This window comes from Ruegeria sp. YKSF070 (assembly GCF_059612725.1).
In genome coordinates this window covers 57,569-80,049 of record NZ_JBXWRD010000005.1, presented here as the reverse complement: position 1 = coordinate 80,049, position 22,481 = coordinate 57,569, and the positions used below count along the sequence as shown (strand labels likewise).

The 22,481-nt window shown below is 63.1% G+C and carries 25 protein-coding genes and 1 tRNA gene; 11 read left to right on the top strand and 15 right to left on the bottom strand.

The annotated features are described in order from the left end of the window. Nucleotides 1-232: 232 nt before the first annotated feature. Nucleotides 233-1,063: an AraC family transcriptional regulator gene (locus AC2FL1_RS04055; RefSeq protein ID WP_496876060.1), complete on the bottom strand. Its 831-nt coding sequence runs from the start codon at nucleotides 1,061-1,063 to the stop codon at nucleotides 233-235. A gap of 122 nt (nucleotides 1,064-1,185) precedes the next feature. Here AC2FL1_RS04055 and AC2FL1_RS04050 point away from each other — a divergent pair, with 122 nt between their 5' ends. Next, on the top strand, nucleotides 1,186-2,148 hold the full coding sequence (locus AC2FL1_RS04050) for an acetyl-CoA carboxylase carboxyltransferase subunit alpha (protein ID WP_496825150.1): 963 nt from the start codon (nucleotides 1,186-1,188) through the stop codon (nucleotides 2,146-2,148). A 92-nt stretch (nucleotides 2,149-2,240) separates the two neighbouring features. Here the strand turns inward: AC2FL1_RS04050 and AC2FL1_RS04045 are convergent, their stop codons facing one another. Genes AC2FL1_RS04045 through AC2FL1_RS04030 form a run of 4 tightly spaced genes read right to left on the bottom strand, consistent with a single transcriptional unit; the run spans nucleotide 2,241 to nucleotide 5,989 of the window. Next, on the bottom strand, nucleotides 2,241-3,380 hold the full coding sequence (locus tag AC2FL1_RS04045) for a lytic murein transglycosylase (protein ID WP_496876059.1): 1,140 nt from the start codon (nucleotides 3,378-3,380) through the stop codon (nucleotides 2,241-2,243). Nucleotides 3,381-3,420: 40 nt separating this feature from the next. Then, nucleotides 3,421-4,209 carry an ABC transporter permease gene (locus AC2FL1_RS04040; RefSeq protein ID WP_496825148.1) on the bottom strand — a complete coding sequence of 263 codons (789 nt, stop codon included), beginning with the start codon at nucleotides 4,207-4,209 and terminating at the stop codon, nucleotides 3,421-3,423. Beyond that, a complete protein-coding gene (locus AC2FL1_RS04035) occupies nucleotides 4,202-4,969 on the bottom strand; it encodes an ABC transporter ATP-binding protein (RefSeq protein ID WP_496876058.1) in 768 nt (255 codons plus the stop codon). Before AC2FL1_RS04035 ends, AC2FL1_RS04040 begins: the two co-directional genes overlap by 8 nt. Before the next feature lie 6 nt (nucleotides 4,970-4,975). Next, nucleotides 4,976-5,989, bottom strand: a complete 1,014-nt coding sequence (locus tag AC2FL1_RS04030) for an ABC transporter substrate-binding protein (RefSeq protein ID WP_496876057.1) — start codon at nucleotides 5,987-5,989, stop codon at nucleotides 4,976-4,978. 164 nt (nucleotides 5,990-6,153) lie between these two features. On the opposite strand from AC2FL1_RS04030, the gene AC2FL1_RS04025 reads away from it, so the two are divergent. Continuing rightward, on the top strand, nucleotides 6,154-6,957 hold the full coding sequence (locus AC2FL1_RS04025) for a methyltransferase domain-containing protein (protein ID WP_496876056.1): 804 nt from the start codon (nucleotides 6,154-6,156) through the stop codon (nucleotides 6,955-6,957). A gap of 10 nt (nucleotides 6,958-6,967) precedes the next feature. On the opposite strand, the gene AC2FL1_RS04020 is transcribed toward AC2FL1_RS04025, so the two are convergent. The 3 genes from AC2FL1_RS04020 to AC2FL1_RS04010 form a co-directional block, all read right to left on the bottom strand. Beyond that, on the bottom strand, nucleotides 6,968-7,615 hold the full coding sequence (locus AC2FL1_RS04020) for a GntR family transcriptional regulator (protein ID WP_496825145.1): 648 nt from the start codon (nucleotides 7,613-7,615) through the stop codon (nucleotides 6,968-6,970). A 44-nt stretch (nucleotides 7,616-7,659) separates the two neighbouring features. After that, complete coding sequence (locus tag AC2FL1_RS04015) at nucleotides 7,660-9,522, bottom strand: adenylate/guanylate cyclase domain-containing protein (RefSeq protein WP_496876055.1); 1,863 nt, start codon at nucleotides 9,520-9,522, stop codon at nucleotides 7,660-7,662. 63 nt (nucleotides 9,523-9,585) lie between these two features. Further along, nucleotides 9,586-10,266, bottom strand: coding sequence for a M48 family metallopeptidase (locus AC2FL1_RS04010; protein WP_496825143.1), 681 nt, complete (start codon nucleotides 10,264-10,266; stop codon nucleotides 9,586-9,588). Nucleotides 10,267-10,366: 100 nt separating this feature from the next. On the opposite strand from AC2FL1_RS04010, the gene AC2FL1_RS04005 reads away from it, so the two are divergent. Both AC2FL1_RS04005 and AC2FL1_RS04000 read left to right on the top strand, forming a co-directional pair. Continuing rightward, a complete protein-coding gene (locus tag AC2FL1_RS04005; RefSeq protein ID WP_234144547.1) occupies nucleotides 10,367-10,693 on the top strand; it encodes a TIGR02300 family protein in 327 nt (108 codons plus the stop codon). 178 nt (nucleotides 10,694-10,871) lie between these two features. Beyond that, nucleotides 10,872-10,947, top strand: a tRNA-Ala gene (locus AC2FL1_RS04000). Between the two features lie 203 nt (nucleotides 10,948-11,150). Here AC2FL1_RS04000 and AC2FL1_RS03995 read toward each other — a convergent pair. Both AC2FL1_RS03995 and AC2FL1_RS03990 read right to left on the bottom strand, forming a co-directional pair. Next, nucleotides 11,151-12,056, bottom strand: coding sequence for a LysR family transcriptional regulator (locus AC2FL1_RS03995; RefSeq protein ID WP_234137133.1), 906 nt, complete (start codon nucleotides 12,054-12,056; stop codon nucleotides 11,151-11,153). A 154-nt stretch (nucleotides 12,057-12,210) separates the two neighbouring features. After that, nucleotides 12,211-13,119: an AEC family transporter gene (locus tag AC2FL1_RS03990; RefSeq protein ID WP_496876054.1), complete on the bottom strand. Its 909-nt coding sequence runs from the start codon at nucleotides 13,117-13,119 to the stop codon at nucleotides 12,211-12,213. A 143-nt stretch (nucleotides 13,120-13,262) separates the two neighbouring features. Between AC2FL1_RS03990 and AC2FL1_RS03985 the strand changes: the two genes are divergently transcribed. From AC2FL1_RS03985 to AC2FL1_RS03975, 3 genes are all read left to right on the top strand, one after another. After that, nucleotides 13,263-13,703 carry a DUF4399 domain-containing protein gene (locus AC2FL1_RS03985; protein WP_496876053.1) on the top strand — a complete coding sequence of 147 codons (441 nt, stop codon included), beginning with the start codon at nucleotides 13,263-13,265 and terminating at the stop codon, nucleotides 13,701-13,703. A gap of 78 nt (nucleotides 13,704-13,781) precedes the next feature. Beyond that, nucleotides 13,782-14,105 carry an NIPSNAP family protein gene (locus AC2FL1_RS03980; RefSeq protein WP_496876052.1) on the top strand — a complete coding sequence of 108 codons (324 nt, stop codon included), beginning with the start codon at nucleotides 13,782-13,784 and terminating at the stop codon, nucleotides 14,103-14,105. After that, a complete protein-coding gene (locus AC2FL1_RS03975) occupies nucleotides 14,102-14,446 on the top strand; it encodes an antibiotic biosynthesis monooxygenase family protein (protein WP_496876051.1) in 345 nt (114 codons plus the stop codon). The genes AC2FL1_RS03980 and AC2FL1_RS03975 overlap by 4 nt, the downstream gene beginning before the upstream one ends. A gap of 59 nt (nucleotides 14,447-14,505) precedes the next feature. Here AC2FL1_RS03975 and AC2FL1_RS03970 read toward each other — a convergent pair whose 3' ends face one another. Beyond that, nucleotides 14,506-15,135 (bottom strand): hypothetical protein, encoded by a 630-nt coding sequence (locus AC2FL1_RS03970; RefSeq protein WP_496876050.1) that lies wholly within the window; start codon nucleotides 15,133-15,135, stop codon nucleotides 14,506-14,508. 138 nt (nucleotides 15,136-15,273) lie between these two features. Beyond that, nucleotides 15,274-17,301 (bottom strand): FAD-dependent oxidoreductase, encoded by a 2,028-nt coding sequence (locus AC2FL1_RS03965; protein ID WP_496876049.1) that lies wholly within the window; start codon nucleotides 17,299-17,301, stop codon nucleotides 15,274-15,276. Between the two features lie 135 nt (nucleotides 17,302-17,436). Between AC2FL1_RS03965 and AC2FL1_RS03960 the strand changes: the two genes are divergently transcribed. Continuing rightward, nucleotides 17,437-17,922 (top strand): RNA pyrophosphohydrolase, encoded by a 486-nt coding sequence (locus tag AC2FL1_RS03960; protein ID WP_496825136.1) that lies wholly within the window; start codon nucleotides 17,437-17,439, stop codon nucleotides 17,920-17,922. Here the strand turns inward: AC2FL1_RS03960 and AC2FL1_RS03955 are convergent. Then, nucleotides 17,880-18,788, bottom strand: a complete 909-nt coding sequence (locus AC2FL1_RS03955; RefSeq protein WP_496876048.1) for an EamA family transporter — start codon at nucleotides 18,786-18,788, stop codon at nucleotides 17,880-17,882. The two genes, AC2FL1_RS03960 and AC2FL1_RS03955, sit on opposite strands and share 43 nt — an antisense overlap. Before the next feature lie 83 nt (nucleotides 18,789-18,871). Between AC2FL1_RS03955 and AC2FL1_RS03950 the strand changes: the two genes are divergently transcribed. Continuing rightward, nucleotides 18,872-19,381 carry a MarR family winged helix-turn-helix transcriptional regulator gene (locus AC2FL1_RS03950; protein ID WP_496876047.1) on the top strand — a complete coding sequence of 170 codons (510 nt, stop codon included), beginning with the start codon at nucleotides 18,872-18,874 and terminating at the stop codon, nucleotides 19,379-19,381. A gap of 148 nt (nucleotides 19,382-19,529) precedes the next feature. Here AC2FL1_RS03950 and AC2FL1_RS03945 read toward each other — a convergent pair whose 3' ends face one another. Together AC2FL1_RS03945 and nth are read right to left on the bottom strand one after the other, a co-directional pair. Beyond that, complete coding sequence (locus AC2FL1_RS03945; RefSeq protein WP_496825133.1) at nucleotides 19,530-20,516, bottom strand: adenosine kinase; 987 nt, start codon at nucleotides 20,514-20,516, stop codon at nucleotides 19,530-19,532. Beyond that, on the bottom strand, nucleotides 20,513-21,157 hold the full coding sequence (gene nth, locus AC2FL1_RS03940) for an endonuclease III (RefSeq protein ID WP_496825132.1): 645 nt from the start codon (nucleotides 21,155-21,157) through the stop codon (nucleotides 20,513-20,515). Before nth ends, AC2FL1_RS03945 begins: the two co-directional genes overlap by 4 nt. A 235-nt stretch (nucleotides 21,158-21,392) precedes the next feature. On the opposite strand from nth, the gene AC2FL1_RS03935 reads away from it, so the two are divergent. Beyond that, complete coding sequence (locus AC2FL1_RS03935; RefSeq protein ID WP_496876046.1) at nucleotides 21,393-21,665, top strand: hypothetical protein; 273 nt, start codon at nucleotides 21,393-21,395, stop codon at nucleotides 21,663-21,665. 15 nt (nucleotides 21,666-21,680) lie between these two features. Then, nucleotides 21,681-22,421 carry an extracellular solute-binding protein gene (locus tag AC2FL1_RS03930; RefSeq protein ID WP_496876117.1) on the top strand — a complete coding sequence of 247 codons (741 nt, stop codon included), beginning with the start codon at nucleotides 21,681-21,683 and terminating at the stop codon, nucleotides 22,419-22,421. The last annotated feature ends 60 nt before the right edge of the window (nucleotides 22,422-22,481 follow it).

Genomic DNA, 22,481 nt, shown 5'->3' with positions numbered 1-22,481 from the left:
TCCGGCAACATAGATCTGTTGCGATAGCGGGGTTCGGGCCGGGTCGGACAGGTAGAGCCCGACCACGGGCCCCCACCCGCGTGCCCGCCAATCGGGCGGCAGGCAGGAGAGGAGTTGCGAAAATCCCGCGGCCTTCTGCGCATAGGGTCCGATATGGCGAAAGGTGCGCAGATCGAAGCCCGCGAGATGGTCGAGTGAGACGCGAAGGGTTTCATCGGCCACGACCAAGGCCTCACTTCAGGGGCAGGCAGATTTCGGTCAGCAGTTCTTCGGGTGGAACCGCGCGCGGATCGTTGAGGTAAATCTCGAAACAAGGGCTGTCCGCTGGCTCCTCGCCCGAACCGGGCAACCAAGTGCCGAACAGAGAATGATAGGCGGCAGCGAGCCCGGAATAGGGACCCTTGTAGGTCATGACCGCCGTCCTGCCGCCCGGCAGGTGGTGCTCTTCCATCCCTTGCGGGATATCCTCGCCGCGCCATGTTCCGCCTGCAAAGGACCGCAGTTCCGCCTCGGGCACGCAGTCGGGGCTGTCGAGATAGACCGCAACCGACTCCGCGATCTGCGGCCACAGGTTGCGGGACTGGCACAGAGCCGAAAAGCTCTCGAAGCTGCGGCCAATGGCGGAATAGGCGCCGCGATGGTTGACCCCCACCAGGCGGCGGGCGGGCTCAGTGCGGATCTCGACGGGTTGCACTGGATAGTCTCCTGTTCTGAAGGGGGGCAGAGGCGGCAACAACCGATTGGCCCTGCGAAAGGCCGACGGGCTTTGCCCATAGGTCTCGGCAAAAACGCGCGCGAAGGAGACCGGGTTGGGATAACCGACCGAGGCGGCGATCTCGTCCACCCGGGCCCGGGTCTGCACCAGTGCGGTAGCTGCCCGGTGCAACCGCATCCGCCGCACCGTCTGGGCACAGGTCTCGCCAGTCAGCGCCCGGAACACGCGGTGCCAGTGAAACCGCGACATCGCCGCCACATCCGCCAACTGGTCCAGCGACAGGTCGCCGCCCGGATTGTCATGGATGTAGTTCAGCACCCGCAGGATGCGCCCTTCGTAATCTGTCATTGCCTGATGCCTGTTTCCTCTGCCCCGGCAGACTGCCATCGAAGCGTCCCACAAATCTTGCCGAGTTGCATCCTGCGCGCCCTGAGGTCATATAGCGGGAAACTCCGCGACGTGAGGGCACCATGACCCAGTATCTGGATTTCGAGAAACCGCTGGCCGAAATCGAAGGCAAGGCCGAGGAACTGCGCGCTCTGGCCCGCGCCAACGAAGAGATGGACGTGGCAGAAGAGGCCGCGGCGCTCGATGCCAAGGCGGCCAAGCTTCTGGACGAGCTATATCGCGATCTGACCCCCTGGCGTAAATGTCAGGTGGCCCGGCACCCCGAACGCCCGCATTGCCGCGACTATGTCGATGCGTTGTTCACCGAATACACGCCGCTGGCCGGCGACCGGAACTTTGCCGATGATCTGGCGGTAATGGGCGGGCTGGCGCGGTTCAATGACCGCCCGGTCATGGTGATCGGCCACGAGAAGGGCTCGGACACCAAATCGCGCATCGCCCACAACTTCGGCATGGCCCGGCCCGAAGGCTACCGCAAGGCGGTGCGCCTGATCGAGATGGCTGGCCGGTTCGGTCTGCCGGTGGTTACCCTGGTCGATACCGCGGGCGCCTATCCCGGCAAGGGCGCCGAAGAACGCGGCCAGTCCGAGGCCATCGCCCGTTCGACGGAGATGTGCCTGCGCGCCGGTGTGCCGCTGGTCTCGGTCATCATCGGCGAGGGTGGTTCCGGCGGCGCGGTCGCCTTTGCCACCGCCAACCGAGTGGCGATGCTGGAGCACTCGATCTATTCGGTGATCTCGCCCGAGGGCTGCGCCTCGATCCTCTGGAAGAATGCCGAAAAGATGCGCGAGGCGGCCGAAGCGCTGCGCCTGACCGCGCAGGATCTGCTGAAACTGGGCGTGGTGGACCGGGTTATCCCAGAGCCGCGCGGCGGTGCCCATCGCGACAAACCCGCCGCGATGGAAGCGGTACGCACCGCCATCGCCACCATGCTCAAGGAGCTTGAGGGCAAATCCGCCGAGGCGCTGATCAAGGATCGTCGCAAGAAATTCCTCGATATCGGATCCAAAGGGCTGGCCGCATAGGAAAGGGCGCCGCGCGCCCCTTCATTTCGCCTGAAATACTCCGGGGGAGTCGCCCATCGGGCGACGGGGGCAGCGCCCCCGCCCCGTTCCGTCTAGCGCAGCATCCGCAGCAGCTCGACCGAGGGCGTGCCGGTCACTGCCAGCCCACGCGCGCGCTGATAGTCACTGATCGCGGCTGTGCTTTTCGACCCGATCACCCCGTCCGCGCCGCCGGTATCGTATCCGGCCGCGCTCAGGCGGGTCTGTAACTCCTTGCGCTCTTCCAGCGTCAGACCGGTCTCATCGGGTCCGAACGATGCCTTGAACGGCCCACCGCCCTTGAGGCGGTCTGACAAGTGTCCCACGCCGATGGCGTAGCTGTCGGAGTTGTTGTAGCGCTTGATCACGTTGAAATTCTTGAACACCGCGATTTTCGGCCCCGGCACCTGCGGTTGCAGCACATTCAGTGGCGTACCCGAACTGGCGGCAGCAGAGCCGACCTCGCCGCCCCAGGGCTGGCCGCGCACCCAGCCCGCATTGGCCAGATAGGCGGCGGTCGAGGCCAGCGCGTCGGTCGGATCCTCGGACCAGATATCGCGCCGCCCGTCGCCGGTGAAATCGACCGCATAGGCCAGGTACGAGGTCGGGATGAACTGGGTATGGCCCATCGCACCGGCCCAGCTGCCGGTCATGTTGCGGGGCGAGGTATCGCCGTTTTGCAGGATCTTCATCGCCGCGATCAGCTGCTTTTCGAAAAACGCGCCGCGCCGCCCATCATAGGCCAGCGTCGACAGGGCCGACACGATCGGCACATCGCCGCGCCGGGTACCATAGCGGCTTTCCAGCCCCCAGATTGCGGTCACCACTGCCTTGTCGACCCCATAACGTTGCTCGATCCGGTCCAAGAGCGCGCCGTGCCGGGCCAGCATCTGCTTGCCGGTCGCGATCCGCTCGTCTGAGGCCGCGATGGCCAGGTAGTCTTCCAGCGAGCGTTTGAACTCGGTCTGGTTGCGGTCCCGCTCGATCACCTTGGGGATATAGCCCGCCCCGCGAAACGCGCTGTCGAGGGTTGAGGCGGAAATGCCCTGCGCCGAAGCCCGCCCCTTGAAGGAGGCGACCCAGGCGCTCCAGCCTGCGTTGGGAACGGTCGGCCAGTTCTCCGCCGGTGCCGCGGTGGGGGCGGTCGTGGCCCCGCCACAGGCCGAAAGCGTGAGCGCGCCCAAGCCGAAAGTAAAAAGCCGACGATCAATCATGGTGAATCCTGCTCGTTTGTTTTGCCGCAGGATACCGCGATCAGCTGCGCCAGACCAGCAAGCGTTTCTCGATTTTGCCGATGGCCCAGCTGGTCAGCACGCCGAGGCAGGACAGAATGACCACACCGGCAAAAAGCCGCTCAAGATCATAGAGCGCGCCCGCTTGCAGGATATAGGCGCCGATCCCGTGTTCGGCGCCCAGCATCTCGGCCGCGACCAGCAGGATGATGCCGATGGCCAGCGACACCCGCAGTCCCGACAGGATACCCGGCAACGCGCCGGGCAGCACGATCTTGCGCACGATCGACCACCAGCCCAGGCCAAAGCTCTGCCCCATACGAACAAGCCCTCGGTCGACATTGTCGACCGCGCCATAGGTGGCCACCACCGTGGGCGTGAAGGTGCCCAGCGCGATGAGGGCGTATTTCGACCCTTCGTCGATGCCGAACCAGATCACGAACAGCGGCAGCAAGGCAATCTTCGGGATCGGAAAGATCGCCGCCACCAGCGGCACCAGACCGGCCCGGATATACGAGAAGAGCCCGATCAGCACTCCCACACCGATGCCCGCGCTGATGCCCAGCACCGAGCCCACCGCCAACCGGCTGAGCGACGGGAGCAGATGCGTCCATAGCGCGCCGGACCGGGCCAGATCACCCAGCGTGGCGGCCACGTCCGAAGGGCGCGGCAGGGTCAGGTTGGAAATCCAGCCCGTCCGCGTGCCCCATTCGATCAGGAACAGCAGCAGCACGAACACCGCGATGCCAGTGCCGCGCCGCGCCTCGGGGCGGAAACCGCCGCCACGAAAGGGAACCCTGATCTCAGGCATCCAGCAACTCCAGATCGGCGGCCACCGCCTCGTCCCGCATCAGTGCCCAGAGATGGGCCTGGATCGCCTCCAGCCCCGCGTCCCCTGCATGCCGTTCCGACAGCGTCCCCGGCACCTCGATCACCTCGCGCACGCGGCCAGGGCGACGCGACAGCACCGCGATGCGGTGACCCAGGCGCACCGCCTCGGCCAGGTTGTGGGAGACATAGACGCCGGTAAAGGGCTGCCGCTCCCACAGGGCCACCAGATCCTCCATCAACAGTTCGCGCGTCTGCGCGTCCAGCGCCGAAAGCGGCTCATCGAGCAGCATCACCGCCGGGTTGACCGCCAGCGCCCGGGCAATGGCGACCCGCTGTTTCATGCCGCCTGACAGTTGCCGGGGCAATGCATCGTGGAAATCCGACAGCCGGGTGCGGGCCAGTACATCCTCGATGATCGCGCGCACCCGGTCGCCCGGCAGACGGTGATCTTCGAGCACCAACGAGATATTGCCCGCCACGCTGCGCCAGGGCAGCAGGGCGAAATCCTGGAACACATAGGTCAGCGGGTTCAGACAGCCCTCGGGCGGGGTGCCGCCTTGCAGCACCTCGCCCCAATCGGGTTGTTCCAGCCCGCCCAGCATCCTGAGCAGCGTGGACTTGCCGCAGCCCGACGGACCGACCACGCACAGGATTTCGCCCGCAGGGATATGCAGCGAGACATCGTCCAGCACCACCATGTCGCCATAGCGATGGGTCAGACCGCGAACCGCAAGTTCCATGTGCCGTCAGATCATCGGTGCATAAGAGCCGTCGACCAGCACCTCGGTCGTGATGCTGTCCTTGACCAGACCTTCGGACTTGAACCAGCCCAGCTGATCCTCGACCGAACCCATGTTCAGGGCTGAATCCTTGTTCAGGCGCATCGCGCCGTTGCGGATGGACTTCTCGGCCTTCTCGAAGGGTTGGTCTGCATAGACATATTTGTGCACCAGCTTGACCATTTCGACCCCGGCCTCGTCCCCGGCGGTCTTGTCCACCAGCGCCGCGTTGAAATCCGCCGCCCCGCGCGAGAAGGCGCGCAGGAACGCCTCGGTCTGCGCCCGTTCTCCGGATGCATTGGCGGCCGAGGTAAACACGGTGGTGACCTGATAATCGGGCAGATAATCCGCAACCATGCCGATGTGCTTGACCGCACCACCGCCCGACAGCGCCTTGCCGATATGAGGCACGATGGTCCAGGCGTCGACCTGTCCCGATTTCATCGCGCCGATGATCGCACCCACCTTTTGCAGCGGCGTGAACTTGACCGAGGCGCCCTCGGCCGCCGCGATCTTGGCGCCCATATAGTGGAAGGACGAGCCCGGCTGCGTGACCGCAAAGCTGCGCCCGTCGAGTGCCGCAGCACTGGTCAACCCCGCGTCATAAGCCGCGTTCGAGGCCAGGATCATCTGGCCGTCGATGCCCTTTTCCTCGCTCAGCGCTCCGCCGATGACCTTGGCCGCGCCTTTTTCGGCCAGGCTGATCAGGCCCCCGGTGATCGCGGTCACCGCATAATCGGCATCACCGCTTGCGATTGCCACCGCCATCGGCTGGGCCGCCTCGAAGAACTTGAATTCGACGTCCAGCCCCTCTTCGGCGAAGTAGCCACGCTCGAAGGCGACGAAGGACGCCGCATGGCTGGTGAAGCGCAATGCGCCGACCGTCATCTTGCTGTTGGCCAGAGCCGGCGTTCCCAGCATCGGCAGCGTGGCGGCGCCACCGATCAACCCAAGCGTACCGCGACGGGTGAAATTTGACATGGTTTCTCTCCCCTGTTGTTCACTGGATAATGTCGCAGTTCTGGAAATCATCCAAGCCCTGTTGGCCAAGCGTCGAGCCATCACGGGTTTCGGTGGCGTCGATTTGGTTCTTAGGCCGTTTCATGGGACACTGACCGGATAACTTGCGAGTTCAGGGGGCCGACATGTCAGATCCGTATTCGAACCTTGCGGCACAGGACCATGCCATTCAAACCGCAATCGCGGATGCAATGGAACTGCGTTGCCTTGACCCGTCACAAGTCGCAATCCGCGAAGCATATCTGCGTGGGTTAGAGTTGCAGCCGGGCGCTCTTGCCGTCGAGTTCGGCTCTGGAACCGGCCATGTCACACTGGACCTGATCAGACTTGCAGGCGCCTCAAGCGCGCTGGGGATTGAGCCATCACCCGTCATGGTCGAACGCGCCCGCGCGCAGTTTGCCGCCGAGCCGAATTTGCGCTTCGAAACCGGTGACGCCAGGGATACGGGGTTGCAGGATGCATCCGTGGACATGGTCTTGATGCATACGCTGCTTTGCCATGTTCCCAGCCCTAAGGATGCGATTGCTGAGGCGTTCCGCATCCTCAAGCCGGGTGGGCTTCTGGCGATATGTGACGGGGATTACAGTACCGCGACGACCCAGATCGGGGATTTCGATCCGCTGGAACAGGTTGTGCGATTCATGATCAATCAGAATGTCACCAACCTTTGGATCATGCGGCAAGTCGGCGATCTTTTGACCGAGGCAGGGTTCGAATTGGGTGGTCAACGGGGGCATGGATACGTGGCCGAGGGCGAGGCCGGGTATTTCCTGACCGTCATCGACTGCGGTGCGGACAAGATGGCGGAGAATGGCTTGCTGTTCCCCGAAACGGCGGCGGCCCTGAAATCCGAGGCACGCCAACGTCTGGAGGCCGACAAGTTCTTTGGCTTCATGTCCTATGTGAGCCGGATCGCCATCAAGTCCTGAGGGCTGTTGATCACGTCACCAACAGCCGCAGGCCCTGTGTCACGTCGGAACGCACCGCCAGCCGCAATCCGGGTTCATCGCCCGCCTTCAGCGCGGCGATGATCAGCTTGTGATATTGCGGCGGGTCGGTGCGACGCAGTCGGCCATAGAGCGCGCGCATCGTCGGTCCCAACTGCAGCCAGACGGTTTCCGCCATGGCCAGCATCGCCGGCGCCTGCGCCCGAAGGTAAAGGGTGCGGTGAAATTCCAGATTGGTGCGGATATAGCCCACCGCATCGCGTTTCGACACCATCTCGGCCACGGTGCCGTTGATCGTCTGCAACCGGTCGATCAGTGCCATATGGGCACGCGGCAGGGCGCGGCTGGCCAGTTCCACTTCCAAGAGGGCGCGAAGGGCGGCCAGTTCCTCGATCCGCTCGCTGCTTAGTTCTGGGGTCGAAACTCGGCCCGAGCTGGAAAGGAATAGCGCTCCTTCGGCGACAAGACGACGGATCGCCTCGCGCGCGGGGGTCATCGAAACGTCGAATTCCTTGCCAATGCCGCGCAGGGTCAGTGCCTGACCCGGTGACATTTCGCCATGCATGATGCGTGTGCGCAGGGTGCGATAGACCCGGTCATGGGCGGCGGCTGTCTGGTCGGTCGGGCGCGGGTTCTGCATGTTTCCTTGTGATCACATCTGCGAGCAGCGTCAAGCCGACCGGATCATTCCGGCAGGCCGGCGGTGCGCAAAGCCTGCTCCAGGCGCGCAAGCGTACTACCTTCGCGATAGGGGTAGATATCGGGCAGGTTGGCAATCGTGATGCCGGGTTGAAGCGCGAGCGCCTCGACCACTTCCCATTCGGCATCCTCGGTCTGGCCCATCTCGGTCAGGATCGCGCCTTGCAGCAGACGTTGGCGCAGTGCTTCGGGGTTTCTTTCCAGCGCTTCGGTACTCCACTCCAGCGCTGCTTCCAGGTTGCCAAGGCTGAAATGCACCTCGGCGATTGCATTCAGATAGGGAAACGGCGCCCGCGGGTTCAGGCGCATGGCATGTTCGAACCCGGCCAGGGCGCGCTCCGGCTCACCAGCGTAATGCCAGTTCCAAGCCTGCATTCCGAAACCATCGGCATAGTTCGGGTCAAGCTTCACCGCCTGTGCGAAAGAGGCATCGGCCTTGTCGTATTCCCGGCGAAACATGTGAACCAGTCCCAGCGAGGCATGGACGGCGGGCAATTCGGGGTCGATCGCCACCGCCTGACGGGCGAGCCGGTAGGCGGTTTCCAGCGATTCGGCGCTGGCGGTCAGCGAGACGCCGGTTCGATTGGTATAGGTCGTTGCAAGGATGGCCTTTGCCAGCGCGAAATCCGGATCCAGATCCAGCGTGGACCACAAATAGGCCTGGGCCGCCTTGCGCGATTCATCGTTGAACCGCCAGATCTCCTCCCATGCGCGCAGGAACAGATCGTAGGCCTCCAGATTGTCGGTATGACGCTTTGACAACCGCCGCCGCTGGTCCTGTGTCAATTCGATCTTGAGCGCGTCGATGATCTGCGAGGCGACCTGATCCTGTAATGCGAAGAGATCGCTGAACTCGCGGTCCAGCCGTCCGGCCCACAATTGGAACCCGGTCGTGCCATCGACCAGATTTGCATTGATGCGGACGTGATCGCCGGCGCGCTGCACGCTGCCTTCGACAACATACCGCACGCCCAGAACCTTGTGGACGGTCTGGGCGTCCATCGCCTCTTGCCGGTCGCGAAAGGAAAAGCTGGTATTGCGGGCAATGACCAGCAGACCGCCGACCTGGCTGAGATCGTTGATCAGGTTGTCGGTCATCCCGTCGCTGAAATAGGCCTGATCGGGATCGCCCGACAGGTTGGCGAAAGGCAGTACAACGAGCGAGGGCCGATCCTGAGTGGGCGGCACCGCTATCGGGGCAACCTTGGCCGTTTCGTTGCCAGCGTTGCGACCCAGCATGACATAGCCCAGGCCGACGGCGGCGATGACAAGGAGGACCAGTGCAAGAGCAGGCGCGCGGCGGCGCCTGGGTGGATCCGGCGCGCGGGCTGCATCGGCGCCGGTGCCTTCTGCCGAGAGATGGAACACAGCGACCGGCTCGGCCACGTTTTTGACCATATGCTTGCCGCCATCAACGAAGTGAAGATCGCCTCGTTTCCGGGCCTGTTCATACACGTTTCGGGAAACCGCGATGCCACCGGGTTGAGCCAGGGCCTCAATCCGCGAGGCGACGTTTACGCCGTCGCCATAGATATCATCCTCATCGACAATCACCTCTCCGAGGTTGATGCCGATCCTGAGTTTCAGCGGATGGTTCCGCATCGCGGTCTGAATTTCGCGTGCGCAATCAAGCGCGCTGGTGACGCTGGCGAATTCCGCCAGCGCCCCGTCGCCGAGGAGTTTGACCAATCGCCCGTCATGGCGTGTCAGCGCAGGTTCGACATGGGTGCGGCGTACATCCAGGACAAGCGCCAGCGTGCCCGACTCGTCCTCGCCCATCAGGCGGGTAAAGCCGGCGACATCCAGCATCATGATGGCTGCCAACCGTCGCTGTTCCTGTCCGGTCATGCCACCCCGACCCCTCATTCCCCCCGGTCACCTTAGCAACTCACCCTGTTCGGACCAACAGGCTTAGAAGAGGTAACTGTGAAGCTGGGTGCCGTTGTCGCGCAACCACTGGCGCGGCTCCTCATAGGGTCCGTGGATGCGGGTGACCGTGCCCCAGAACCGCGAGGAATGGTTCATCTCGACCAAGTGCGCCACCTCGTGGGCGGCGACATAGCGCAGGATCGAGGGTGGCGCGAGAATCAGCCGCCATGAGAACATCAGCCCGCCCTCGGCGGTGCAGGACCCCCAGCGCGAACGCGTGTCGCGCAGGGTGATGCGGCTATAGGTCTGGCCCAGTTCGGCCGCATAGAAGTCGCAGGCCGCTGCTAGTCGGTCGCGTGCCAGTTCGCGTAGGAACCGGTGCAGCCGCGCCTCCATTCCCTGCGATGGCACCTCGACCTGACCCGGGCGCAGCTGGATTCGCCGCCCCGTCGCCGGAACGATACGGGTGGGGACCCCCTCGATCGGAATCGTGTCACCATATCCGGGCTGCCACCGGGGCGCATGCCGGGCCAGATGTCCGCGAATCCAGTCGGCCTTGCTGTGGGCAAAGTCGATGGCCTCGCGCTCGGGCACACCCGGTGGCAGGGTCAGCGTGACCCGCCCGTCCAGTTGTGAAATGCGCAGGCTGATCCGCCGTGCACGCGCCGAGCGTCTGAGCGTCAGCGGCACCGGTGGTTGTCCCGGTAGATGATGCTGCCCCATATCGCGCTCCCTCTGGCGTAAAGGCTTTGACAGTCTGCACCTCATGTGGCACGAGGCCGGAATCGTCGTTGCGACTCACCAGATATCAAGGGGATTTCACATGCCCAAGGAAGAATGGGGTGTAAAGCGCGTTTGCCCGACCACCGGCAAACGGTTTTATGACCTGAACAAGAATCCGATCGTCAGCCCCTATACGGGCGAGGTTGTCGAACTCGATCTCGGCAAGGGCCGCATGATCGCTGCCGATGCCGAAGATGCCGCCACCCGCAAAGCCCGCCAGACCGTGGAGGACGACGAAATCGTGCTGGACGACAGCGATGACGATTCGGTCGACATGGATCTGGATGATGACATCCTCGAAGACGATGATGACGAGGACAGCGTTTCGCTGGACGACATCAAGGATATGTCCTCGGAAGACGAGTGAACCGGATCGCATGTGCGCAAGTCAGGGCGGGCTTTGTCCCGCCCTTATTTCGTGCCCGCCCTGCCGGTTCCAACTGCGGGAAAATCTGTGACTTCGCCGTTTTTTTCGCTTGCACTCCCCCGGCCGCTCTCATAAACGTCCGCTCACCGCAGCGACGCGCATGTTCGCTGGCCGGTCTGGGGCCTTAGCTCAGTTGGGAGAGCGCTTGCATGGCATGCAAGAGGTCAGGGGTTCGACTCCCCTAGGCTCCACCAGATTTCTTCCGAAAATCCAAACCCGCTTCTGTTTGAAGCAGGCCTTTGCTCGCCTCGGCATGGCTGTTTGCACCACTGCCTGAATCCTTCTCTACGTTTTCACTGGTGACAAGGAGGTGCGGTTTTGCCGGTCCGCTCCACAAGAAAAAACCCCGCGCCGGGCGCGGGGCAGTTTTCTTGCCAAGGGAAGCAAGCGGGGAGAATTACCAGTTCATCGGTCCCTTGTCCGCAAAGGAATGGACCAGGAAATCTATGAAGGCGCGCACCTTGGGCTGGGTGAACCGGCCCGGCGGATAGACCGCGTAGATGCCCTGCACTTCGTCGGGCAGCGACGGCATCGCATCTTCGACCAGCCCCTGTTCCATGGCATCGGCGAACAGGTAGCAGGGCAGATACGCGATCCCCAGGCCCGAGATGGCAGCGTTCAGCAGCGACTGACCGTCGTTCACGCTCAGCCAGCCGGCGGTGCGCACCTGACGTTTCTCGCCCGACGGCGCAGTCAGCTTCCAGACATTGCCCGAGGCCTGGCTGGAATAGTGCAACAGCTTGTGTTCGTTCAGATCGTCGATCTTTTGCGGGCGCCCGTATTTCTCGAAATAGCTGGGGCTGGCGATCATCCGCTTGGTGGTTTCGCTCAGCTTGCGGGCACGCAGGGTGCTGTCCTCCAGCTCACCGATGCGGACGGCCATGTCGAACCCTTCCGAAATCAGTTCCACATAGCGGTTGTTCAGGACCATGTTGACGGTGATATCGGGAAACTCTGCCAGAAACCCGGACAGAACGGGCGACAGGTGATTGACGCCGAAATCGGTTGCCACCGAGATCCGCAGCAGCCCCGACGGTGCCGATTGCATCGAGGTCACCAGCGCGTCCGCCTCTCCAGCGTCGTTCAGCACCCGGCGGGCGCGGTCGTAATAGGCCAGCCCGATTTCGGTCGGCGACACCCGGCGCGTGGTCCGGTTCAACAGCCGGGCGCCAAGGCGCGCTTCGAGACTGGAAACATGCTTAGACACCGCGGATTTCGAGATACCCATCTTCTTGGCCGCGTCGGTGAACCCGCCCTGGTCCACGACATTGGCAAAAGCTTCCATTTCTGTCAGTCGGTCCATGCCCGGTTCCTCGGCTGATTGATCTTGCTTGAGGATCACTTATCCGCGCAGATCTGGGCGAGAACGGGGCAGAGCTGGGATAATATCGGGGTTTTGTCGCGGATCGTTTGCGGCAGAGAAACAGGGAAACAATAGGGAAGACCCCTTACAGTTTTCAGAAACTGATGCCGATCATATAGATCCAAAATGGCAAGGTCGCGGCGCTGAGAAGGGTGGATTGGGCAATCAGTGTTGCGACCAGCCTGCGGTCGGCACCAAAGCCCGACGCCAGCACATGCGCCGCCGATGCCGTCGGCAGGGCCGCGAACAGGATCACCACCGCCGCCAGACCGGGACTGGTCCCCAGCAAGCGGCACAGCAACCAGGCTATTGCAGGGGTGAGGAGCAACCGCACCGAACAGAGATAGCCGTTGAACACATCAAGCCGGGTCAGGGCCCGCCAGTCCATTGTGGCGCCGATTGAGAGCAGGGCGATCGGAATGGCGGCGTGGGCCAACATCTGCGCCGGAGCAAGGATCGGATCCGGAATCTTGTACCCGGACAGACCTACTCCCACCCCGGCGACCGAGGCCAGCAAGAACGGGTTGAGCGCGATTTTTTGCACCGTGGCCCGCAGGGTCAGGTTGCCGCCCCGCGACAGGGCGGAGACCGCCAGCAGATTGGCCACCGGAACGGCCATGCCGATGGCCACCGCCATCTGGCCGACATCGGCAAGATGCAGCGTTGGCACCGCGACAAAGGCCATCGCGCTGTTGAATCTCCAGGTGGTCTGCCAGGCCCCGGCAAAATCCAGAAACCGCTCCGGGCCTACTCGGCGGGCCAGATAGCCAAGCATCAACGCAAGCCCCATCACTGTCCAAACGGCCGGCCCGATGCGGATCACATCCTGCACCGCAATCGGCCGATTGCTGGCGGCAAAGAACAGCAAGGCCGGAAACAGGATCTCGAAATTCAGCTTGTCCAACCCCTGCCAGGCCGCAGGCGTCAGCCGGTCCCGTACCGCGCCGCCCAGACCAACCATCAGAAAGCTGGGCACCAGCCCCATCAGGATTGTCGTGATCATGCCCGCTCCATTTCCCAGCCATTGCGCCAGACCTTGCGTCTCGGCCGGTCAATACACAAGTACGCGTGCCTGTAATCCGTGTTCGCTTCCGGATCCGCGATCGCGTAGGATGCCACCAGTGTTTCAGCAACGAGGAACTGGTTGTGAACAGCTTTCTTGCCGCATTTGGTATCGGCCTTCTGGCGACGGCAGCCCTGGCGGGCGGCGATACCCCCGCCAACCCCGAGGCCCGCGTCTATTTCGCCAATCTCGCCGATGGCGATACCGTGGCCTCTCCGGTCACGGTGATCTTCGGACTCAGCGGCATGGGCGTCGCCCCCGCCGGGACAGAGGCCGAGAATACGGGTCATCACCATCTTCTGGTCGACCGCCCGCCGATGGGTCAGGGCGAAGACGGGGCCGAAGAACTCACCTACGCCCTTCCCGCCGATGAGCACCACCGCCATTTCGGAAAGGGCCAGACCGAGGTCACGCTCGATCTCGGACCGGGCAAACATACGCTGCAACTGGTGATGGGCGACTATACCCATGTGCCGCACACCACCCCGATCGTGTCAGAGGTGATCACGATAGAGGTGAAGTAAGGCCCGAAACTTCGACCGGGGGCGAACCCTCGCCCGCGATCCTTGCCTTGAGACAGGGGTCCAGATGAAAGGGCCCCCATGCTGACCTGCATCATCCGTTACCATATCGACCCGACCAAACGGGCCCAGTTCGAACGCTACGCCCGCACCTGGAACCAGGCGATCCCGCGTTGCGGCGCCGACCTGATCGGTTACTACGCCCCGCACGAGGGCTCATCGACCCTCGCCTATGGCATCTACAACATCCCCAGCCTGGCCGAATACGAGGCCTATCGCGCCCGCCTTGCCGCCGATCCGCTGGGGCGGCAGAATTACGACTTCGCCCAGTTCGAGAAGTTCATTTTGCGCGAGGACCGCACATGGCTCAAACTGGTCTCCACCCCGCATGGAGAGCCGACATGATCGCCGTCATCTTCGAAGTCGAACCCGCCCACGGGCAGCAGGAGGCCCATCTCGATCTCGCAGGCCGGATGCGCGCCCTGCTTGACGATATGCCGGGCTTCATCTCGGTCGAACGGTTCCAGAGCCTCACCACTCCCGGCAAGCTTTTGTCGCTTTCCTTCTTGGAGGATGAAGAGGCCGTCACCCGCTGGCGTCAGCTTGCCGCCCATCGCGGCGCCCAGACCTGCGGGCGCGCCGCGCTTTTCGCCGATTACCGCCTGCGCGTGGCGGGCGTGATCCGCGACTATGGCATGACCGACCGCGATCAGGCGCCCGACGACAGCCGCGCAAGCCACGGCTAGAACAACCATCGCAACAGGCGTTTCAACCAACAGGGGGCGCGGTCCGATCCGTGTGGCGGTCAATCGCCCCCGGCACCGCTCCGCAATTTGCCCAGAACGACAGGCGAATACTGCGCCGCGCCGCCCGGCCCGAACACATGTTTCTGGATGCGCTCGAACGCTTCGAGATATTTGGTGTACGAGGTCAGGTCGACCCCGCTCGGCGCGGGCAGCATATCGCCCAGCGCCCCGGTATAGCCCCGAACGCTGATCTCCATCTCGGCGCGCGACAGGCCCAGCTGCGCCTCGGCGGCGATATTGGCCACCGAAACCTGCGCATCCGATTTGAAACTGGTGGCCTCGATCTTCAACAGAACCGCAACGCCGATTTCCACTTGCAGGCCATCGACCGTCCCCACCATGAACGATTTCGCCTCCTGCAACACGCCCACCGACTTGCCGCTGGCCTGCGCACTGAACAGGCTGTTGAACCAGCTGACCTTGCCGCTTGCCTCGCGGGTAAACGCCACCGCGCGCACATAATGCTGATCGAGCGCAACCGGATCACCCGGTTGCAGACCGTTCTCGCCGCCCAGGCCAAGCCCTAAACCCTCGGTCTGCGGGCCGCCGGGATCGCCGGTGCGGAACCGATAGCCCGAAAACAGCGGGTCACCGGCAGAGAGAGGTTCATAAAGCGCTTTTTCCGACATGAGCGTTCAATCCTTGCAACCAATGGCTGAACACTACCACAAGACCCGCCGGCGGCCCAAACGCTTTGCCCTTCATTTCGCCACAAATACTCCCGCCGGAGGCAGAGATTTTTCGACGAAAAATCTCTCCCGCCCGGATCAGAACGACAGCGCCAGCCGGGTGCCCTGGTTGATCGCCCTCTTGGCGTCCAGTTCGGCGGCCACATCCGCCCCACCGATCACGTGACAAGGCACGCCCTTGGCCCCCAGCGCATCCGCCAGCGACCGGTCCGAGACCTGACCTGCACACAGAACCACCGTGTCGCAGGCGATGAGGGTGGGGTTCTCCCGCGCCTCACCAAAGCTGATATGCAGGCCCTCGTCGTCGATCTTCTCGTAGTTCACGCCGCCCACGAAATTGACGCCCTTCATCTTCAGCGTCGCGCGGTGGATCCAGCCGGTGGTCTTGCCCAGATCCTTGCCATGCGCCTTGGCTTTGCGCTGCAACAGCGTCACCTCGCGCTCGGGCTTGGCGGGTTGCGGCCCCTCGGGCGCCAGGCCCGAGCGGTGCTCGCCCGGGTCGCTCACGCCCCATTCCTTCATCCACAGCGGCAGGTCGGTCGCCGGGCTGTGGCCCTCTTCCAGCAGGAACTCGGACACGTCGAACCCGATGCCGCCCGCGCCGATCACCGCGACCCGCTTGCCCACCGGCTTCTTGTGGCGCAACACGTCGATATAGCTCAGCACATTGGCGCGGTCCTGCCCCGGAATTGCCGGATCGCGCGGGCTGACCCCGGTGGCGATCACCACCTCGTCAAAGCCCGCCAGATCACCGGCGCCAACCGCCTGGCCCAGTTTCAGGGTCACACCCAGATCGGCCAGCATCACCCGGTACCAATCCACGAGGCCCCAGAATTCTTCCTTGCCCGGCACCTGCTTGGCCATGTTCAGCTGGCCGCCGATCTCGTCCGACTTGTCGAACACCGTCACCGCATGGCCGCGCTGCGCGGCGGTGATCGCTGTCGACAGGCCCGCAGGACCGGCCCCCACGATTGCCACCTGTTTGGGCGCCGCCGCCTTCTCCACCACCAGTTCGGTTTCATGGCAGGCGCGCGGGTTCACCAGGCACGAGGTCAGCTTGCCTCCAAACGTATGGTCCAGACAGGCCTGGTTGCAGGCGATGCAGGGCGCGATGCGGTCGCCCTGTCCCGCCGCCGCCTTGTTGACGAAATCCGCATCCGCCAGCATCGGGCGGGCCATCGACACCATATCGGCGCAGCCAGTTGCCAGTACCTCTTCGGCCACTTCGGGCGTGTTGATCCGGTTCGAGGTGATCACCGGGATCGAAACCTGCCCCATGAGTTTCTTCGTGACCCAGGCAAAGGCCGCGCGCGGCACGCTGGTGGCAATGGTCGGAATCCGCGCCTCATGCCAGCCGATGCCGGTATTGATGATGGTGGCGCCGGCCTTTTCGATCTCTTTCGCCAGCTGCACCACCTCGTCAAAGGTCGAGCCATTGGGGACAAGGTCGATCATCGACAGGCGATAGATGATGATGAAATCACGGCCCACAGCCTCGCGAGTGCGGCGCACCACCTCGATTGGCAGGCGCATCCGGTTCTCGTATGACCCGCCCCAGCGGTCGGTGCGCTTGTTGGTATGGGTGACCAGGAACTGGTTCAGGAAATAGCCCTCCGACCCCATGATCTCGACCCCGTCATAGCCCGCCTGCTGCGCCAGCACCGCGGCATTGACGATATCGGTAATCTGCTTTTCGATCCCTTCCTCGTCCAACTCGGTCGGCGGGAACGGAGAGATCGGCGATTTCACCGGGCTGGGCGCCACGCATTTCGGCCCATAGGCATAGCGCCCCGCATGCAGGATCTGCATCGCGATCTTGCCGCCCGCCTCATGCACGCGCGCGGTGACGATGGAATGGTTCGCGACATCCTTGTCGCTGGTCATCATCGCGGCGCCAGGCAGGACAGACCCTTCCATGTTCGGACCGATGCCGCCGGTCACCATCAGCCCCACGCCACCCCGCGCGCGGTCGGCATAGAATTCGGCCACCCGGTTCCAGTCGCGGGTCTCTTCCAGCCCGGTATGCATCGAGCCCATCAACACGCGGTTCTTCAACGTGGTAAAGCCCAGATCAAGCGGCGCAAGCATGTGTGGGTACGCAGTCATCGGAATTACTCTCCCTCGGATTTGACGGGCAGGATCACCATAGCCCGTGCCCCTGTCACGCGAAACCCGACGTCACCCCCTTTGCCGCCGTAGCGTCGCTTGCTAGACAGGGCCAACCCAAAGGAAAGATATCCGATGACACCCGAAGAGATTGCCGAGCTCCCCTATCGCCCCTGCGTGGGTGTGGTCCTGATGAATGGCGATGGGTTCGTCTTTGTCGGCCAGCGCATGGACCAGAACACCGATGCCTGGCAGATGCCCCAAGGCGGGGTGGACGAGGACGAGGACCCCTTCGAGGCTGCCCTGCGCGAGCTATGGGAAGAGACCGGCGTGACAGCGGATCTGGTCGAGATGGTCGCCGAGACCGAGGGCTGGCTGCCCTATGACCTGCCGCATGACCTTGTGCCGCGGATCTGGAAGGGGCGCTATCGCGGGCAGGAGCAGAAATGGTACCTGTTCCGCTTCACCGGCCGCGACGATCAGATCGACATCAAAACCGAACACCCCGAATTCAGCCGGTGGAAATGGCAGGATCCCGGCCGGCTGGTGGCCGAGATCGTGCCGTTCAAGCGTGACGTCTACGAGCGTGTCGTTGCGGCCTTTGCCCCGCATCTGGGCTGAGCAAAGCGCAGTCGCCGGGGCGCGTGCGCCGGGCGCTGCCCGATCCACACCGCGCCTAGCACGATGATCGCGCCCAACCCCTGAACCGGGCTCAGGGATTCGCCCAGCGCCAGCCAGCCCAGGATCACCGCCGTCAACGGGCTGAGGATGCCGAGCAGCGAGACCGCCGCTGGTTCGATCCGGGCCAGACCGCGAAACCACAGGATATAGGTCAGCGCACCGCCGATCAGGCTGAGCCAGGCCAGCGCCGCCAGATTGATCAGGCTCAGCCCCGGCCAGTCGGGCGCGGCCAGCCAGGCCACTGGGATCATCAACAGGCCACCGGCAGTCAGCTGCCAGGCAGTGAAGGTAACCAGCGGCACATCGGGTCGCCATTTGCGGGTCAGCACCACGCCAACCGCCATCGACAGCGCGCCGCCCAGCCCGGCCAGTACGCCGATCCAATCCAGCCGCGCCTCGGGACCGAGCAGCAACAGCGCCACGCCGAAGAGTCCGCCCAACGCCGACAGTATCGCGCCCAACCGGATCTGCGTGCCCAGTGCCACTGCCGAAAGGAACACAACGATCAGCGGCTGCACCGCGCCGACTGTCGCCGCCACCCCGCCCGGCAGGCGATAGGCGGCGACGAAAAGCAGCGACCAGAACACCGCAAAGTTCAGCGCGCCCAGGATCAGCAGCCGTCCGATCCAGTCGCGCGGCGGCAATTCACGCACCAGCAGCAGCAGGATCAGCCCGGCCGGCAGCGCCCTCAGCAGCGCCACGACAAAGGGCGAATGCGCGGGCAGGAACTGGGTGGTGACGATATAGGAGCTGCCCCAGATGGCCGGGGCGATTGCGGTCAGAGCGATATCTGTTGTCCGTGACATGGTGGGCCTCGCCGAGTTATCTCGACGTCGAGATAACATCATTTATCTTGACGTCAAGATAAATTATCGGAATAACCCGGATCATGGACCATGTAGACCTTATCATCCGGCAATGGGCGACCGAGCGCCCCGACCTCGACACACGGGCTATGGCGGTGATCGGCCGGGTCGCGCGGCTTTCGATGGCTTTTGGACAGGGGATGCAGGAAAACTTCGCCCGCAACGGGCTGAACGCTGCCAAATTCGACGTTTTGGCTACGCTCCTGCGCTCAGGCCCGCCTTATGCGCTGTCCCCCGGCGCGCTGCTTGATGCGACCATGGTCGCCTCTGGCACCATGACCAACCGGATCGACCGGCTGGAACAGGACGGACTGGTCGAACGCCGAAAGAACCCTGAGGACAGCCGCAGCGTGATCATCGCGCTCACCCCCAGGGGGCTGACCCTGATCAACGAGATGATGGCCGCCCATGTGGCGACGCAGGCGCAACTCCTCAAGGGGCTGACGGCAGAGGAACAGACCATGCTGTCCACCCTGCTGGCCAAGGCGCTACACAGTGCCGAGTCTGCAAACGGGCGTGCTGACCAAGCGTAGCCAGACAATCAGGCGCCGGATGTTTCGACCTAAGCACGTGGATCACCAGCAAGGTGCAGCGCCCAGCCCGTGCTTCTTTCTGGTCCAAAATACTCCGGGGTGAATTGCCCGCAGGGCAAGAGGGGCAGCGCCCCTCCCGGGCCCGAGATCAGAGCAGCCCGTTTTCCTTCAGCAGCTCGACCATGTTGGTCTCGGGGCGCGGGCCGATATGGCCGATCACCTCGCCGGCGCAGACATTGCCGATCCGGGCGCAGGTCTCGTAATCGCGGCCAGTGGCCATGCCAAACAGAAAGCCCGCGGCGAACTGATCACCCGCGCCGGTGGCATCCACCGGTACCACCTTTTCCACCGGCACGTCGATGCGCAGCGTGCCGTCCATCACCGTCACCCCGTCGCCCGAGCGGGTGCAGACCACCAGCGGGCAAATGCCCGAGGTGAGCATCAGCGCATCGTCCAGATGGTCGGTCTCGAACAGCGACTGGATCTCGGCCTCGTTGCCGATCACGAAATCCAGATCGTGCTGGATCAGCGACAGGAAATCGGCGCGGTGCCGGTCGACACAGAACGGGTCCGAAATCGCGATCCCCGCTTTGCCACCCGCCGCGCGGGTCGCCCGTGCCGCCTCGCGAAAGGCCGATTTCCCGGCGTCGTGGTCGAACAGATATCCTTCGAGAAACATCAGCTTCGCGTTGCCCGTCACCTGCTCCGGCACATCCGCCGAGCTTAGCGTGGTCGAGATGCCCAGATAGGTGTTCATCGACCGCTCGCCATCGGGCGAGACAAAGATCATCGAGCGCGAGGTTGCCAGTTCCCCCGCCACGGGCGGATTGACGAAGTCGATACCGCCCTCGTTCATCGCGTCGGCATAGAAATGACCCAGCGCATCGTCGCGCACCCGCCCGATAAACGCCGTATCCAGACCCAGCGCGCCCGCGCCCGCGATGGTGTTGGCGACCGAGCCGCCCGGCGTCTGCACTCGCTCCTTCATCGAGGCATAGAGCACCTCGCCGCGCTCCTGCTCGATCAGCTGCATGATGCCCTTCTCGATTCCCATCAGGTCGAGAAAGCTGTCATCGGCTTGCGAGATCACATCGACAACGGCATTGCCGATGCCAACGACATCGTAGGTCTTCATAGGGTCTTGTCCTCGAATTGGCACAGATCGCGGATGAGGCAGGTGCCGCACATCGGCTTTCTGGCTTTGCAATGGTAACGGCCGTGCAGGATCAGCCAGTGATGCGCATGTTGCTGGAAGTCGGCCGGGATATTGTCTTCGATGGCGCGCTCGACCGCGTCCACATCCTTGCCCGGACAGATGCCGGTGCGATTGCCGACGCGAAAGATATGGGTGTCCACCGCCTGCGCCGGCATGTGCCACCACATGTTCAGCACCACGTTGGCGGTCTTGCGACCGACACCGGGCAGCGATTGCAGCGCGGCGCGCGAATTGGGTACCTCGCCGCCATATTCCTCGACCAGGATGCGGCTCAACTTGATGACGTTCTTGGCCTTCTGCCGGAACAGGCCAATGGTCTTGATATGCTCGGTCACGCCCTCTTCGCCCAGCGCCAACATCTTTTCCGGCGTGTCGGCGATCTTGAATAGTTCGCGGGTGGCCTTGTTCACGCCCGCATCGGTGGCCTGCGCGCTCAGCGCGACCGCTACCACCAGCGTATAGGCATTCACATGCTCCAGCTCGCCCTTGGGTTCGGGATCGGCGGCCTGGAATCGGGTAAAGATCTCGCGGATCGTATGGTAATCAAGTTGCTTTGCCATCCGAGCCTTAATGCCCTGCCCGGCAATCCCCCGCAATTGAAAAGACAGCGCCTAGGCTCCAATCAGCGGTAACGCCTATTGTCCTGAACGCTGGAACCTTTCCCATCAGCAAAGCATTCCTGCGACCGTTCAAAACAATAGCTTCTCGCTATTGAATCAGAGTCATCCAATATTGGATCGCTTTTAATCTGGTGCATAGCCTGGGTTGGATCAGTTATCAGTTTTGGAGACCGGAATGACCAAGAACAAGGCAACACTCTTCGGCGCCGCCCTTGCGGTCGCCTCCATTCCTGCTGGCGGTGCATACGCGGCTGACTTGACGATCTCTCTTTGGGGCGGTGGCTATGCAGAGGATTTCACCGAGAACCTGATCGTTCCGTTCGAAGAGGCCAACAATGTCGAGATCGTCGTGGATCGTGGACGCTCGTCGGAACGGCTGAGCAAACTGATCGCGACGAAGGGGCGCGGCACCGACGTTGTCTTCCTGTCGGATTTTCAGATGTACTAGGCCTATCAGCGCGGGCTGATCGCGAATTTGAACCCGGAGAACGCCCCCAACCTCGCCAACCTGCGTGACTTTGCCAAAGATCCGATGGGTGACGGTGCCTGCCCGGCCTTTGTCGTGCTTGGCGCGGGCCTTGCCTATAACACCGACGAGTTCGGTGACGGGGCAGAGTTTTCCTGGGCCGACCTGCTGCGCTCTGACCTGAAGGGCAAGGCGGGATACCCAGATATCGGCATCTCCTATGCGACCATGCTGGCTGTGAAGATGGCCGAACTCAAAGGCGGCGGCATCGACAACATCGCGCCGGGGCTCGAAGCCGTCAAATCGGCAAAGGACAGCATCCAGTTCTATCAGAACGCCCAGATCCTGGAGAGCGTGGTGCGCGGTGACGTATCCATGGCGCCTGAACTGAACATCTTTGTGCGCAAGGAAGACGGCATCCCCATGGATTTCGCCTGGCCCGAAGAAGGCGGCATCGGCATCCTCAATCTCATGTGCGTCGTCGAAGGCTCGCCCAACGCCGAACTGGCCGAAAAGTTCATCAACTACATGATGTCGGACGAAGTTCAGACAAAGCTCTTGGTCGAACAGGGCGAAACGCCGGTATCGGCCAATGTCGATTTCTCGGTCGTCGAACCGTCCTCGAATTCGCTGTCGATCGATGATCTCGAAAAGCTCAATTTCTGGGACATCAAGACGATCGCCGCAAACAAGGCGGATTGGGTTCAGCTTTGGCAGGAAACCGTCATCGCGAACTGAGTCTCTCCCTGAGCGGGGCGTTTCAACCAGATTGAGACGCCCCGCAACAATAATCGGAGT